The sequence below is a fragment of the Sphingomonas sp. genome (genome assembly GCF_019746665.1).
In the GTDB taxonomy this organism is placed as follows: domain Bacteria; phylum Pseudomonadota; class Alphaproteobacteria; order Sphingomonadales; family Sphingomonadaceae; genus Sphingomonas.
Map to the genome: position 1 here is coordinate 179,174 of NZ_JAIERS010000005.1, position 15,375 is coordinate 194,548.

Consider the following 15,375-nt stretch of genomic DNA (forward strand, 5'->3'; position numbering starts at 1 on the left):
GCCTCAACAATCAAGAGCGCGGCGAAACCCCGCTGCGTTCGCCGATCCCCAGCGCGCTTGCGTCGGCACGCAAAACGCGCGTGGCCGGTTGATTTTCTCCGCCCAATCCGCCAGCGAGGCGTCGAGTCGTCGCTGGGGTGCGCGCCAACTTTCCCTTAATGCACTGCAAACGGGAGGGCGTGATTTGGGGCGATGGCAAAAACCGGGGTTACTGATAAGATGAGTGGTAAGACGGCGCTGATTACGGGCGTAACTGGCCAGGATGGCTCGTATCTGGCGGAGCTTTTGCTTGAAAAGGGCTATACGGTCCATGGTATCAAACGGCGATCGAGCTTGTTTAATACCGAGCGCGTTGATCATATTTACCAGGATCGACATGAGGCCGGTGTTCGATTCACCATGCATTACGGTGATCTGACTGATACAGGTAATCTCGTCCGCATCATTCATGAGACGCGACCGGACGAGATTTACAACCTTGGCGCGCAAAGCCATGTCGCGGTAAGTTTTGAATCCCCAGAATACACCGCCGACGTTGATGCGATCGGGACGCTGCGGCTACTTGAGGCTATCCGCTTCCTGGGCATGGAGAAGAAGACACGCTTCTATCAAGCTTCGACTTCGGAGCTATACGGCGATGTCCGCGAGATACCTCAACGGGAAACCACGCCTTTCTACCCGCGCAGCCCCTATGCGGTCGCCAAGCTTTACGCTTACTGGATTGTCGTGAACTATCGGGAGGCATACGGCATGTATGCCTGCAACGGCATCCTGTTCAATCACGAGTCCGAGCGCCGGGGCGAGACTTTTGTCACGCGCAAGATTACCCGTGGGCTAGCTGAAATTGCGCAAGGCGGATCCAGCTGCCTTTATCTTGGCAACCTCGATGCGCTCCGCGATTGGGGGCATGCGAAGGACTATGTTCGGATGCAGTGGTTGATGCTGCAGCAAGATCAGCCGCAGGACTATGTCATCGCGACGGGCGTTCAATACAGCGTCCGTGATTTTGTCGAGCAGGCGGCTCGCCGGATCGGCGTAACGCTTGCTTGGCATGGGCAAGGAATTGACGAGCACGCGGTGGTCGTCGCGATCGACCCCGACGCCATCGAACGGCGTTGCCCCGCGATCAACGTGGGCCAGACGATTGTTCGTGTCGATCCACAGTATTTCCGCCCTTCGGAAGTCGAGACGCTGCTCGGCGATGCCAGCAAGGCGAAGGCCGAACTTGGCTGGACGCCCGAGATCAGCTTCGACGCGATGGTTGACGAGATGATGGAGTCCGATCTTCTCTCGGCGCGCAAACGTGCGGTCGTGCGCGGTGTGACATTGTGAGCCTGGACGACGCGTTTCCGCTGCTTGAAGCAAGCGCGCCACGATTTGAAGATACGCGCGGTTGGCTGCAGGTACTGCATGAAAGCGGCGATCTGGTGCTGAAGCGGTCATTCAGCCGGGCTGGTGTGTTTCGCGGCCTCCACGCCCAGTTGGCGCCTGCCCCACAGACCAAGATCATTCGAGTGGTGTCGGGCCGGATCGTCGACGTGCTGGCTTCGCTCGACGACCCGCAGCGATCCATCGTTCACCGCACGATCACAGCGGCTGACGGCTGGGTTCGCATCGCGGCACATTTCGCGCACGGCTTCTATGCCTGCGACGATACCGTGTTCGAATATATCTGCCAGGGGCGTTACGATCCTGGCGCTGAACAAGCCTTTTCCGTTACTGCGTGGTTGCGCGATGTGATGGGGATTGTTGATCCCATCCTGTCCGACAAGGACCGTCTCGCGCCGCCCCTCCATCCGGTGACTATATGACCAAGATCACGTTGCTCACGGCTTGCTATAATTCCGCAGCCACGATCCGCGACACGTTGAAATCGATCGAGGTGCAAACCTATGCCAATATCGAGCACATCATCGTCGACGGCGCATCGAAGGACAACACATTAGAGGTGGTCAAGGCGGAAGGGCGCCGGGTCGGCCGCGTTGTTTCCGGGCCAGATAAAGGCATTTACGACGCCTATAACAAGGGATTGGCTCTCGCGACCGGCGAGGTGATCGGTTTCTTGAACTCCGACGATTTCTACGCTCACCCCAGGGTGATCGAGCAGGTAATGGCGAAGTTCGATGCCGACCCATCGCTCGATGCGGTTCATGCCAATCTGGTTTATGTCGATCGCGACGATGTTTCGAAGGTCACGCGCCTTTGGCGTAGCCAGAAAAGCACCGCGAAAAGAATTCAACGTGGTTTTTATCCGGCCCATCCCACGCTCTTCCTGCGCCGGCGCGTTTATGAGCGGGCAGGCGGCTTCGATCTTTCATATCGGATGGCCGCTGATGGCGAGTTTATGGGCCGGATATTCGGCCGGTTCGGAATTACCGACGCCCATGTCGACGATATATGGGTGATTATGCGCGACGGTGGTACGACTGGCGGCAATTGGCGGAGCATCGCGCGCCAAAACAGCGAATTGCGACGCGGATTGCGGGCTAACGGCATCAAGAGTTCGCCGACGATGTTTTTGGTGGCGAAGATTATTGACCGCACATTGCAGCGGTCGCGGGCGCGCAATGTGGTACTGCCGCCCTTGGGTTTTGAGCCGTGATCAATGGCCGCCGGGTGCTCGCGCTCGTGCCAGCGCGCGCTGGATCAAAGGGGCTGCCGGGCAAGAATATCCGGCCCTTGCATGGCAAGCCGCTACTGGCGTGGCCGGTGTGTGCCGCGCGCGGATCGCGCTATGTCGATCGCACGGTTATCTCCACGGATGACGCAGGATATGCGGCGATCGCGGTCGAGCATGGCGCGGAGGCTCCCTTTCTGCGTCCTGCGGCGCTAGCGAGCGATACCGCCGCCTCGATCGACTTCATCCTTCACGCGCTCGATACGCTTGAAGCAGTGGGCGATGCATATGATTATCTGGTGCTGCTGGAGCCGACCTCGCCGATGACCGAGGCGAGCGATGTCGACGCTGCGCTCGAGCAGCTTGTGGCGGCAAACACATCGGCCGAGGCCATCGTGGGCGTGACGCCGTTAGAGACGAGCCACCCCGCTTTTGCGGTGCGACGCGACCAGGACGGCACGATACGACCGCTGCTGTCGGACTCGTTTGCGGCGTTGCCGAGGCGGCAAGACCTTGATCCGGTGTTCGCGCTGGACGGGTCGCTCTATATCTCTAGCGTTGCCGCGCTCCGCCGCACCCGCAGTTTCGCCCATGAGCACACGCTTGGTTATGTGACCGATCGCTTCAAGGCGCTCGAGATAGATGATCTGGTGGACTTTGTGTGCATTGAAGCGCTAATGGCGCATCGACTGCGTGAGGCACAGGCCTAGGGATTGGCCGGCTCCGCGACATGCCTGAGGAATTTGTTATGCGGAAATGTGTGCGGTGTCTTGTTCCTGAAACCGTGGACACCATCACTTTCGACGATGCAGGCGTTTGCAGTGTCTGCCGCCAGATCGAATTCAAGAAAGACAAGATCGACTGGGAGGCCCGCGGCAAGCAACTGCAAGAATTGATTGCCGAGTATAAGGGCAAGGGTCTTTACGACTGTGTCGTTCCCTATTCGGGTGGTAAAGACTCGGTCTTTCAACTTTATTACATCGTGCGCGTATTGAAGCTGAAACCGCTCGTGGTTCGCTATAACCACTGGGGCTACCGCCCATTGGTTGAGCAGAACAATACTTCTGTTTTTAAGCAATTGGGTGTTGACGTCGTTGAGTTTACGCCGAGCTGGCACGTCGTGCGTGAAACCATGCTTGAGTCATTTAAACGCCGCGGCGATTTTTGCTGGCATTGCCACACCGGTATCTATGCCGGCGTGATGCACATGGCGGTGCGGTTTGAAACCCCGCTGCTGTTCTGGGGCGAAAGCACGGCGGAGTATCATAGCTGGTATACGTTCGAAGAGATGGAGGAAGTTGACGAGAAGCGCTTCAACCGCCTCATGAACCAGGGCATTACCGCGGATGACATGTATGAGTTCCTGCAGGGCCGTGTCGATCGGCGCGACTTGTGGATGTTCGATTATCCCAAGCGTAAGGATCTGATCCGCCTTAAAGTGCGCTCGATCTGTCTTGGCAACTATATCGAGTGGGATACGAAGGCAAACGTTGACCTGATCAAACGTGAGCTTGGTTGGAAGGGACAGCCGGTTGAAGGCGTGCCCCCCGAATATGACTACGAGAAGATCGAATGTACCTTCCAGGGCATGCGTGATTACTCCAAATTCGTGAAGCGGGGCTATGGTCGCGCCAATCATCTTCTTTCGATCGACATTCGAAACGGAAAGAAAACGCGCGAAGAAGCCGAAGAAATCGAATATCAGTATGATGGAAAACGGCCAGCTTCGATGGACTGGTTCCTTGACATTCTGAAAATGAGCGAAGACGAATATTATGAAACCTTGAAACCGCACCAGGTGCATCCGTGGCAGTTTGACCCGTCTCAGGTCGAAACCGGGCCAGTGATGCCCGATTTCGAAGAATGGGATCGAACCGACAATGCGAACGTGCCGCTCGGTCCGGACAAGCGATAAGCTGGCCTGATTGTATGGCACGGTGTTTGTCGCGCTTGTGCCGTTCATCTGCCTGATCGAGTGAGTTGGTTTCGATGGCCCCGTCCACTTCGCGATCCCCCCGTTTCTCGATCAGCATGGCGCTGGTCTTGGTATGTGCCTTCGGCCTGCTGTTGACCTCGGCCGGCGGGGCATCGCGTGCCGACCTTATGGCACAAGCGATCGTTCGGGCCGGTGCCTTTGTGGCGTTGGCGATGGTCCTGCTGTTCCAGCCGATCGGTGTTTGGCGGGGTGCCCGGCCGGTCGCGTGGCTGCTGGGAGCGACAATCCTATTGGTGGGCGTGCAGCTTGTACCGTTACCGCCCGCGCTTTGGCAGGCCTTGCCCGGACGTGCTCTGTTCGCCGAAGCCGCGGTGCTTGCCGGTCGGCCACAACCTTGGCGTCCCCTGAGCCTGGTACCTTCGGCGACGGTCAATGCTCTGGGGTCGTTGTCGGTCCCGCTCGCCGTATTCGTGTTGGCGCTCGGCTTGCGGAGCCGTGAACGCCAGGTTCTGCCGACGCTGGTTTTGGCGCAGATCAGCATGGTCGCACTGATCGCGGTGCTGCAGGCATCGGGGTTCAATATCGATGTGCCGTTGGCGGACTTGGCACCGGGGGAAGTCAGCGGTAGCTTCTCCAACCGCAACCACTTTGCCGTATTCATGGCGCTGGGTTCCGTCATCGCGCCCTACTGGGCGCTGATGCATCCAGGCGGACTTGCCTGGCGCGCACCCGTTGCAATTGGCCTGGTCTTGGTCTTTCTGCTGCTGATCCTGGCCAGCGGTTCTAGGGTCGGTTTGACGGCGGGTAGCGTCGCAATTGTGTTTGCCGCGGTGGGAACCTGGCGGGGGCTGCGTGCGGCGGCGGTGCGTCTGCCCCGCTGGGCAGCTCCCGCGCTGATTGGAAGCGCGCTGTTGGCCGTGCTCGGCCTGACGCTGGTCAGCGTTGGGGCGCGTCGTGCCGCCTCGATTGAACGGCTGGCAACGCTGAGCGTGGGTGAGGACCTGCGCAGCCGAAGCTTTTCGACCATCACGCAGATGATTTCTGATTATTTTCCCGTCGGCACCGGTTTCGGGAGCTTCGACCCAATCTTCCGGCTGCATGAGCCAGATCGCTTGCTTCGCCTCACCTATCTGAACCACGCCCATAACGACGTGCTTGAAGTGGTGCTCGACGGTGGGATGGCGGGTGCGCTCTTGTTGCTGTGCTGTTTGTCCTGGTGGGCTTTTGCAAGCGTGCAAGCCTGGCGTCGTCCGGCCCTGGGCAATCTGGCGCAACCTGGGTCGGTCATGGTGCTGGTGTTGCTGATCGCCAGCCTGTTCGACTATCCGCTGCGAACGCCGCTGATGATGGAAATACTGATCGTTGCGGCGCTTTGGCTGGCGACTTCTAAAGCGCCAATCGACCCAAGCTCCACCCGGACGCGGCGAAGCGCCCCGCCTCGCCCTTTACCATGAATGGCCTAGCGCCTATACGACCGCCATCCAAACACCGAGTGACGAAAAGCATGCGCAAGATTACACCCGCGCTGATCCTTGTGGTAGCCCTATCGGCCTGCGCCGGTAAGACGTCGATCGAGTCAGCGCCCGGCCTAACGGTGGTGCAGGACGCCAGCAGCCTTCCCGCGCCCGAACGGGCCGATCTGGTTGCTTCGGATCGTCCGGCATTGATAGGTCCGCTTGATACGATCGTGGTCGAGGTCGTTAACATCCCGGATTTCAGCCGGGAAATTCAGATCGACGCCAGCGGCCGGATTGCGATGCCCCTGGTCGGCACGCTCGACGCGCGTGGGAAAACCGCCGAAGAACTGGCGCGCTCGATCGAAGCTGCGTTGCGCGCACGTTTCGTCAAGGATCCCGACGTCGTCGTCAACATCAAGAGCTCGGTCAGTCAGGTCGCAACTATTGACGGCCAGGTCGTTGAGCCCGGACTTTACCCGGTGACCAACCAAATGACCCTTATGCGTGCGATCGCCTCTGCGAAGGGGCTGACGGAATATGCGCGGCAAAACGACGTGGTCATTCTGCGTACCGTGAAGGGGCAGCGCATGGCGGCCTTGTACAATGTCGGTGCCATCCGCCGCGGTGTCTATGCCGATCCAGCGATCTACGCCAATGACGTCATCGTCGTCGGTGATTCGCCGCAACGGCGCCTGTTCCGCGATTTCGTGGCTCTGTCGCCACTGCTTTCGGCGCCCCTCATTGCGATTATTCGGTAAGGTTGATTGATGAACATCGTGACATCGCCTGGGCGCGGGGATTTGGTGGTTCCGGGGCTGGCCCCCGTGCAACCGCCAGCCCAAAGTAACATGCCGCTCATCCGCCAATATCTGCGGATCGCGTTGCGCTGGCGCTTCGTTATTTTGGGCTTCGTCCTGGCTTGTGTCGCCATCGGGGTTGTCGTAACGCTGCTTAAGACTCCGCTCTATACGGCGACAACGACCATTGAAATCGCTCGTGAATCCAATCGGGTAACGAACTTTCAGGGTGTCGAGCGTGAAGAAAACGTTGCCGATCAGGAATTTTACCAAACGCAATATGGGCTGCTTAAGTCGAAGAGCTTGGCGGAACGTGTCGCGTCAACGATGGGTATTATCGACGACCGCTCTTTTTATGAAATGTTCAAGGTAAAGGAGCAGGGATCTGCTTTCGCTAAGATCAACGGCCGTTACGTCTCCAGCGGACGCAATGAGCGGCGGCGTTTGGCCGGTGAAATCTTGTTATTACACGTGGCCATTACCCCAACGCGACTTTCGCGTCTGGTTGACATAAACTTTACAAGTCCGCGCCCTGCTTTTTCAGCGCAGGTCGCGGACGCGTGGGCGGAAAGCTTCATCCAGACAAACCTAGAGCGAAAGGTCCAGGCGACGTCCTATGGCCGAAACCTGTTGCAGCGAGAGCTGGCGCAGGCGAAGGCGCGCTTGGATGCGTCCCAGCGGCAGCTTGTCGGCTATGCAGCGTCGCAACGGATCATCAATCTTCCCGCGCAAAGCAACGGCCAGGGAGCGACAAGCGAGCGTTCGATCGTCGCCGATGAACTCGCCGCGCTCAGCACGGCGTTGTCGCAGGCGGTCGCAGAGCGGGTCGAAGCCGAGGCGCGTTATCGCCAGCTGGGCAGTGGCGGTGCTTCGAGCGAAGCTTTGCGAAACCAGGCAATCAACTCTTTGCGCCAGCGCCGTGCCGAACTTTCTGCGGATTATCAGCGGCTGCTTACCCAGTTCGAGCCTCGCTATGCTCCCGCGCTTGCGCTGAAATCGCAGATCGATGATCTCGATCGCGCTATCGGTCGTGAAGAGGCGCGAGTTGCCGGCGCCATTCGCGCAGACTATCTCCAGGCAGAAAGCCGTGAAAGTGGCCTTCGTGCGCGAGTGGAGCAGCTGAAGAGCGACTATCTCGACCTAAGAACCCGTAGCATCCAGTATAATATCTTCCAGCAAGAAGTGGATACTAACCGGGCGTTGTATGATGGACTGTTGCAGCGGTTCAAGGAGATCGGCGTTGCCGGTGGTGTCGGCATCAACAACGTATCCTTTGTGGATCGCGCTGTTATTCCGGATCATCCTTCCAGCCCGCAGCTGCTGGTAAACCTCGCGCTGGCGATGTTGATTGGCCTAGGCTTGGGTGCTGCGGCCGCAATGGTTCTGGAACAGCTGGACGAAACGATCGCGGATCCTGGCGAATTGGAACGCCAGCTTGGCATCCCAATGTTGGGCGTGGTGCCCAAGATTGAGGACCAGGCTCCCGAAGTTGCTTTGCTGGATCGCAAATCCAATTTCGTCGAGGCGTATCTGGCGATCCAGACTAGTTTGTCTTTCACCACCGAGCACGGGATGCCGCGTTCGCTCGCGGTAACCTCGACGCGGCCGGCCGAGGGCAAATCCTCGACCGCCCTATCACTGGCCACGGTTCTGGCTCGAGGCCGTCGTCGGGTCGTACTCATCGACGCGGATATGCGCTCGCCATCGGTGCATTTGCTGATCGGCGCGAGGCATGATCTGGGGCTGAGCAATTTCCTTGCGGGGCAAGATGACGTCGAACCGATGATCATTCCCGTGCCTGACTACGGCTTCGATGCGATCACGGCCGGACCGTTGCCGCCAAATGCCGCTGAGCTTCTCGGCGGTAACCGCCTCGCAGTGCTCATCGAACGGCTGTTGAGCACCTACGATCACGTTGTGATCGACGCGCCACCAGTGATGGGGCTGGCAGATGCACCACTGATCGCGAGCCGCGTGGAAGGCGTCGTCTTCGCGATCGAATCGCATAGTGTTCGGGTCACCCAGGTAAAGACCGCGCTGGGGCGCCTCTCGGCCGCTAACGCTCGCTTGTTCGGCGGCGTGCTTACGAAATTCGAGGCGAAGCGTGCCAGCTATGGTTATGGGTATGGCTATGGCTATGGCTATGGCTATGGCGCCGGTTTTGATTATGGCCATAATCGGTTGAGTGATGGCGAGAAGGTCTCCCGGCGGGGATGAGCAGATTTGCCCACCCTACCCGGCGCTTGTTCGGCGGTGGGATTAAGGGCCTTGCCCTGGCGCTTTGCGCCGTCGGCGCGGGTTACGCAATCGTCACGCAGTCGCTTGCGGTTGTGCTGACGGAGCAGGCACCCGAGCTTGCTCATCAACTCGCGCCGGGGAATGGGCGTGTGAGCGGCGCCTGGGCACGTAAGATGCTCGAGAACGACGTCGCCGATAATCAAGGCGGCGTGACCCAGCTCGCTGAACGTGCATTGCTGCAAGACGCGACGGCGGTGGCGGCCGTGGGTACGCTGGGTCTTGTCGCCCAGTTGAACGGTAACGCCGCCAGGGCGGCCCGCCTCTTTGAGTATGCTGCCCGTTTAACCCGCCGTGATTTGCCCACGGAGCTGTGGCTGATCGAGGACGCGGTGAGACAAGGGAATATTCCTGGTGCGCTGCGGCATTATGATATTGCCCTGCGGACACAGCCTGGCGCGGGTGAGATCCTGTTCCCCGTGCTTGCCACTGCTAGCACTGACCCTGCCATCGCGCTCTCACTGACTAAAACGCTCCAGAAAAAACCGTTATGGAGTGAATCGTTCATCACTTATTTAGCGATCAACACCAAATCGCCCGTGCAAACCGCTGGGCTTTTTCAACAGCTTAGCGCATCAGGGGTGCCCGTTGCGACCACCAGTCGCAACATCCTGGTCGACCGGCTGCTCGGCGCGAAGCCCGAAGCCGCCTGGGCGTTTTACCGCAGCTTCCATCCCGACGCGGATCGGCACCGTTCGAATGACCCCTATTTCACCGGATCAGCCGACTCTCCCTCTCAGCTGGACTGGGTGTCGATCAACGACGAAGGCCTCTCGGGTACAATCCAGCGCGGCGCTGACCGCGGCCTCTTTGCGTTTTCCACCGCGCCGACGGTTGGTGGCGTGGTGCTGCGACAGCGTCTCGTTCTGCCACCAGGCAGCTACAGAATTGAAGGCGAGAGTATCGATTTGCGGCCTGCCGCTAACGCTTGGCCCTATTGGGCGCTGAGTTGCATGGCTGACGGGCGTGAACTCGGACAGGTAGCCGTTCCGCCGTCCGAAAACGGTCGTGGCCGATTTGCCGGATTGGTAACGGTTACGAACGGCTGCGCGGTTCAGCAACTTGCCTTCACGATCCGCCCGTCCGAGTCCGTGGAAGGTGTCACCGGCCAGCTGAGCTACGTGGCGCTTCGACCGGTGCAGGGAAGCAACGCCGCGTCGGCCGCGAGCGGCGGCGCGCGGCCCAAATAGGATGTACGGCGTGCGTCTTTATCGTCTCTTTGTCCGGCTTGCCGCGGCCCTGCTCGTTGCCGGCACACCGATCGTCGCCCCAACCGTTGCTCACGGCCAGATTCGGGGCTCGGACGCAGATGATAATGATTTGCCGCTGCCACCGCCGCAGCCTGTCGGCAACAGTGCGGTCAGGCAGGCAACGCCGGGGCAGACGCCCACCTCTATCGCCGGGCGAACCGGCACGCGCCGGACTCGCCAGGATGTGACCGGGGTGGTCGCCACGGCACGGCTCAGTACGCGCGTTTCCAGCCGAATCCAGTCCCGTTTTCGGAACCGGCTCGATCAATCTTTCGATCCGCTGGCTAATGGGACCTCCTCGTTTCGGGCTGCCAACGAGCAGACGCGACGGCAAGGCCAGGTTCGACGGTAATGGTCCGATTTCGGCGTGAGCGCGGTCCCGCCACTCTGCCACCAGCAACATGCTTAGGTTCGTACCGATGTAGCCGGATCGAGATCGTGACGGCCTAGCCCCAGCCATGGGTCTCAGCGAAATGTAAGCCGTGGTGATTGGTGCCACCCGCCGTTTTCCTGTGCGACACTAGTTCAAGCGGATAGCTTCCGAGCGTTGGGAGCGTCACGCCGCTGGGATTTTCCTACCTGCCCCCGCATGTTCGGCGCGCCGACACGGGAACCGGAGCCGCAAAGGCAGGCCCTGAACGGGGCAACCTGTGTGCGACGCCGCGAACTGCCGGCACATCCCGACCCCGCCTTGACGATATCAATAACAGAACAAATGCATCCCAACGCAATATATCCGAATAAATTTCTACGAGCGGGAACATAGCGACGCTATCCGATTTTCCATTCTTCGTAGGGAGCCGTGATGGGTGAGGTGGGTGTTGCGTGTACTCGTGACAGGGAGCAGTGGTTTCGTTGGCGCAACGCTATTGAGGGTTCTCAAGGCACAGGGAAAAGAAGCAGAGGGCATAAGTCGAACCAGCAGCGCCCGCTTTTCTGCCGATCTTTTAGACTATGATAGCCTCGTAAAGATATTGAAAGACTTTCGGCCAAAAGTGATTGTGAATTGTGCTGCGCAAACCAATCTAAAAGGCGTTAAGCGAAACCCACAAATGTTGGTGAATTCGATCGGGGTCACTAACATAATGAAGGCTTTTAAATGTACAAACTCCGAGCGACGCTTGGTGCAGATATCATCGCAATTAGTCCATCGATTGGATATTCCGCCAGGGAAAGAGGATCATTTTGACCCAGTCGGCGATTATGGCGCGTCGAAGGCAATTGCCGAAGCGGCGGTCAGTTCGGCAGATGGCGCCGGCGCCGAATGGGCAGTGTTGCGCTGTCCAACGATCTGGGGGCCGGGCATGAGCGAGCATTATGCCGGGATTTTGAGATTGGTGAAGAAGGGGCGCTATGTCCACTTGAAGCGGGGGCCGGTGCGCAAAACTTACGCATATATCGACAATCTGGCACATCAGATCGCAGCGGTGGTCGATGCCCCGGCCGCGAGAGTTCATCGTCGTGTCCTGTATCTGGGCGACTATCAACCGCTTGATGTGACAGCCTGGATCAACGCCTTTGCGGCGGGGTGGGGAAGGCATGTGCCAACAGTGCCGGACACCGTCGCGCGGGCGGCGGCGGCATTAGGCGATTTCTCAGTTCGCGTCGGCCTCCCCTTGCCAATAACTAGCGACCGTCTGAATAATTTGACGCTTGAATATTGCCACGACCTCTCGCCAATAAAGGAGCTCGCGCCGGCATTACCCGTTTTTTGGCGGGACGGCGTCGAGCTTACGAGGGCGTGGATCGACGACGCGGCCCAGCTATCCCATATCGACCGAAACGTTGTTCCCGCCCTGGTGTGAGCGGTCTGATCAACTGACGCGCTCTCATACGTCTAGAGTTTGGGTTGCTCCGAGTCGCTGCCGTACGCTTCCACCCCTAGCACTTGCACCTTCCATCCTCCGCCCCCAAATCACCTCAGCAAGAGGTGATCCATGTTCGCGGCTGTCGATCCCATCCTGCTTGCTCGCATCCAGTTCGGCTTCACGGTCAGCTTCCACTTTATTTTCCCGAGCTTTTCGATCGGCTTGGCGAGCTACCTCGCGGTGCTTGAGGCGCTCTGGCTTCGCACCAGGGATGAAGCCTATCTCGACCTGTTCAAGTTCTGGCTGAAGATTTTCGCCGTCGCTTTCGCGATGGGCGTCGTGTCGGGCATCGTCATGTCCTATCAGTTCGGCACCAACTGGGCGGTGTTTTCGGACAAGACCGGGCCGGTGCTGGGGCCGCTAATGGCCTATGAGGTGCTCACCGCCTTTTTCCTGGAAGCCGGTTTTCTCGGCGTGATGCTGTTCGGGATGGAGAAGGTGGGCAAGAAGCTGCACTTCGCCGCCACCTGCATGGTCGCGCTCGGCACCTTCATCTCGGCGTTCTGGATCCTGTCGGCGAACAGCTGGATGCAGACGCCGCGGGGTTATGCGGTGAACGCCGTCGGCCAGTTCGTGCCCGGGGGTGATTGGCTGGCCATCATCTTCAACCCCAGCTTTCCCTATCGGCTGGTCCATACCGTGACGGGCGCCTATCTCACCACCGCGCTCGCGGTGGGCGCGGTTGGCGCGTGGCATTTGCTGAAGGACCGGCAGAACCGTTTCGCGCGCATCATGTTCTCGATGGCGATGGGGATGATCGCGGTCGTCGCGCCGCTCCAGATCGCGGCGGGCGATACCCAGGGGCTCAACACGCTCGAGCATCAGCCGGCGAAGATCGCGGCGATGGAGGGGCATTTCCAAAGCCATGAAGATGGCGCGCCGCTGATCCTGTTCGGGCTGCCCAACCAGCGCGAGCAACGCGTCGATTATGCGATCGAGCTGCCCAAGCTCTCCTCGCTGATCCTGAAGCATGATCTGAACGCCCCGCTCGCCGGGCTCGACCGGGTGCCGCGCGACAAGCAGCCGCCGGTGCCGGTCGTCTTCTGGTCGTTCCGGGTGATGGTGGGCTTGGGCTTCGCAATGCTGGGCTTGGCGCTGTGGGCGCTGCTGGCGCGGGTGCGCGGGCGGCTGTTCGACTGGGCGTGGCTCCACCGCGCGGCGTTGGTGATGGGCCCGTCGGGCTTCGTCGCGGTGATCGCTGGCTGGATCACCACCGAAGTCGGCCGCCAGCCCTACACCGTGTACGGGCTGCTCCAGACCGCGCAAAGCGCGTCGCCGCTCGCCGCCCCCGCGGTGGGTGCGTCACTGGTCGCGTTCGTGCTCGTTTATTTCGCGGTGTTCGGCGTCGGCACTTGGTATATCCTGAAGCTGATGCACGGCGGCGTCCACGTCCACGAATCGGATCTGGGCGACGCGCCCATCCGCACCGCGGGGGTGACGCCGACCTTGCAGGTTCAGCGCCAGGGCCAGCCGGCGTGAACCTGAACTATGATCTGGCGACGATCTGGGCCGCGCTGATCGCGTTCGCGGTGTTCGCCTATGTCGTGCTCGACGGGTTCGATCTGGGGATCGGCATTCTGTTCCCGCGCTTCATCCGCGGCCCGGATCGCGACCAGGCGATGAACGCGATCGCGCCGGTGTGGGACGGCAACGAGACCTGGCTGATCCTAGGCGGCGGCGGCCTGTTCGCGGCCTTTCCGCTGGCTTATGCGATCATTCTGCCGGCACTGTATCCGCCGATCATCGCGATGTTGCTGGGGTTGATCTTTCGCGGGGTCGCGTTCGAGTTCCGCTGGCGCGATCCCGCGCACCAGCCCTTCTGGGATTTCGCCTTCACCACCGGCTCGACCATCGCCGCCTTGGCGCAAGGGGTGACGCTGGGCGCGCTGCTGCAGGGGATCACGGTCAACGGGCGGGCCTATGGCGGCGGCTGGCTCGATTGGCTGACGCCGTTCACGGTGCTGACGGGCGTGAGCGTGGTGATCGGCTATGCGTTGCTCGGTGCGTGCTGGCTGATCGTGAAGACCGAAGGCGAGACCGAACGCCGCGCCTATGCGCTCGCGCGGCTGCTGGGGCCGCTGACCATCCTGGCGATCGTCGCGGTGTCGGCGGCGACGCCGTTCCTCGCGCACAGCTATGTGAAGCGGTGGTTCACTTTTCCAGGCGTGCTGATCACCGCGCAGGTGCCGTTGCTCGTCGCGATCGTCTCGGTGCTGTTCTGGCGCGCGCTCGCCACCCATCGCCGGATCGCGCCGTTCGCCCTGGCGCTGACGCTGTTCGCGCTGAGCTTCATCGGGCTCGGCATTTCGATGTTTCCCTACATCATCCCGCGCAGCGTGACGATCTGGCAGGCGGCGGCGCCCGAGGCGAGCCAGGCCTTCATGCTGGTGGGGGCGGGGGTGATGCTGCCGATCATCCTGGCCTACACCGCCTGGTCCTATTGGGTGTTCCGCGGCAAGGTGGGCGAAGGCTATCATTGATGCGTGCGCCGCGCGAGGATGAGGGCGCGGGCGGGGGCGATGACCGGCCGCTGTGGCAGCGGCTGCTGTGGCTCGCGGCGATCTGGGGCGCGAGCGTGGCGACGCTGGGCGTTGTTGCGGCGGCGATTCGCGGGTGGTTGCACGGGTAGGCAAGATTCGCGGGCGCAGCCGGGCGCCGGTTCAGCGAAGCTGAAACCAACCCTAGGGCGCCCTTTGACAGCCAAGGCGGCAAGAAGAGAGTCGCTCCAAAAGAAAAGGGGCGGCGATCGCTCGCCACCCCTTTCCAATAGTCGCGTGTCGACCGGTCTTAGCGGCTGGTCGAGTTGTTCGAGCCAGTGGTGCCCGCCACGATGCCGGCGATCGCGCCGCCAGCGGCGATCACGACGAGGGCGATGATGCCCGCCTGGCTGATCTTGGCCTTCTTGCCGGCCGGGGCCGCACGGACCGCCTTGGCGGCCGGAGCGATCGACAGGGCCGACGCCGGATTCGCCGAGGCGGCGACCGGAGCGACGACCATCGAAGCGGCAGCAGCCGTAACGAGGAACTTCGCGAAGCTCATTTTAAACTCCCTTTTTTTCAACAACCTATCTCTGCCACGGGAAATCCCGCCTGGCAACCCGGCTTGGGTTTTACCGTGCGAGACCGGTCAACACGCGGAAACCTGCGTACCCCCGC

The 15,375-nt window shown here is 60.6% G+C and carries 14 protein-coding genes; 13 read left to right on the plus strand and 1 reads right to left on the minus strand.

Annotated features, from left to right (window positions below; translation table 11 throughout):
* The first annotated feature begins 219 nt into the window (after positions 1-219).
* The 13 genes from gmd to K2X73_RS03825 all read left to right on the plus strand — a co-directional run bounded on the left by gmd (position 220) and on the right by K2X73_RS03825 (position 14,849).
* Positions 220-1,332, plus strand: a complete 1,113-nt coding sequence (gmd, locus tag K2X73_RS03765) for a GDP-mannose 4,6-dehydratase (RefSeq protein WP_294108991.1) — start codon at positions 220-222, stop codon at positions 1,330-1,332.
* Positions 1,329-1,811 (plus strand): dTDP-4-dehydrorhamnose 3,5-epimerase family protein, encoded by a 483-nt coding sequence (locus tag K2X73_RS03770; protein WP_294108697.1) that lies wholly within the window; start codon positions 1,329-1,331, stop codon positions 1,809-1,811. Before gmd ends, K2X73_RS03770 begins: the two co-directional genes overlap by 4 nt.
* Positions 1,808-2,602 (plus strand): glycosyltransferase family 2 protein, encoded by a 795-nt coding sequence (locus K2X73_RS03775; protein ID WP_294108699.1) that lies wholly within the window; start codon positions 1,808-1,810, stop codon positions 2,600-2,602. Before K2X73_RS03770 ends, K2X73_RS03775 begins: the two co-directional genes overlap by 4 nt.
* A complete protein-coding gene (locus tag K2X73_RS03780) occupies positions 2,599-3,327 on the plus strand; it encodes an acylneuraminate cytidylyltransferase family protein (protein WP_294108701.1) in 729 nt (242 codons plus the stop codon). Before K2X73_RS03775 ends, K2X73_RS03780 begins: the two co-directional genes overlap by 4 nt.
* Before the next feature lie 38 nt (positions 3,328-3,365).
* Positions 3,366-4,532, plus strand: coding sequence for an N-acetyl sugar amidotransferase (locus K2X73_RS03785; protein WP_294108992.1), 1,167 nt, complete (start codon positions 3,366-3,368; stop codon positions 4,530-4,532).
* Between the two features lie 116 nt (positions 4,533-4,648).
* A complete protein-coding gene (locus tag K2X73_RS03790; protein ID WP_294108704.1) occupies positions 4,649-6,007 on the plus strand; it encodes an O-antigen ligase family protein in 1,359 nt (452 codons plus the stop codon).
* 50 nt (positions 6,008-6,057) lie between these two features.
* Entirely contained in the window at positions 6,058-6,768 is a 711-nt protein-coding gene (locus tag K2X73_RS03795; RefSeq protein ID WP_294108706.1) for a polysaccharide biosynthesis/export family protein, read from the plus strand.
* Positions 6,769-6,777: 9 nt separating this feature from the next.
* Complete coding sequence (locus K2X73_RS03800; RefSeq protein ID WP_294108708.1) at positions 6,778-9,024, plus strand: polysaccharide biosynthesis tyrosine autokinase; 2,247 nt, start codon at positions 6,778-6,780, stop codon at positions 9,022-9,024.
* Positions 9,025-9,050: 26 nt separating this feature from the next.
* Positions 9,051-10,292: a hypothetical protein gene (locus tag K2X73_RS03805; RefSeq protein WP_294108710.1), complete on the plus strand. Its 1,242-nt coding sequence runs from the start codon at positions 9,051-9,053 to the stop codon at positions 10,290-10,292.
* A gap of 881 nt (positions 10,293-11,173) precedes the next feature.
* Positions 11,174-12,157, plus strand: coding sequence for an NAD-dependent epimerase/dehydratase family protein (locus tag K2X73_RS03810; protein ID WP_294108712.1), 984 nt, complete (start codon positions 11,174-11,176; stop codon positions 12,155-12,157).
* Between the two features lie 132 nt (positions 12,158-12,289).
* A complete protein-coding gene (locus K2X73_RS03815) occupies positions 12,290-13,699 on the plus strand; it encodes a cytochrome ubiquinol oxidase subunit I (RefSeq protein WP_294108714.1) in 1,410 nt (469 codons plus the stop codon).
* The gene (gene cydB / locus K2X73_RS03820; protein ID WP_294108716.1) at positions 13,696-14,700 is read left to right on the plus strand and encodes a cytochrome d ubiquinol oxidase subunit II; all 1,005 of its coding nucleotides are present in this window, start codon (positions 13,696-13,698) and stop codon (positions 14,698-14,700) included. Before K2X73_RS03815 ends, cydB begins: the two co-directional genes overlap by 4 nt.
* On the plus strand, positions 14,700-14,849 hold the full coding sequence (locus K2X73_RS03825) for a DUF2474 domain-containing protein (RefSeq protein ID WP_294108719.1): 150 nt from the start codon (positions 14,700-14,702) through the stop codon (positions 14,847-14,849). The genes cydB and K2X73_RS03825 overlap by 1 nt, the downstream gene beginning before the upstream one ends.
* A 158-nt stretch (positions 14,850-15,007) precedes the next feature.
* On the opposite strand, the gene K2X73_RS03830 is transcribed toward K2X73_RS03825, so the two are convergent.
* On the minus strand, positions 15,008-15,259 hold the full coding sequence (locus K2X73_RS03830) for a hypothetical protein (RefSeq protein WP_294108720.1): 252 nt from the start codon (positions 15,257-15,259) through the stop codon (positions 15,008-15,010).
* Between the last annotated feature and the right edge of the window lie 116 nt (positions 15,260-15,375).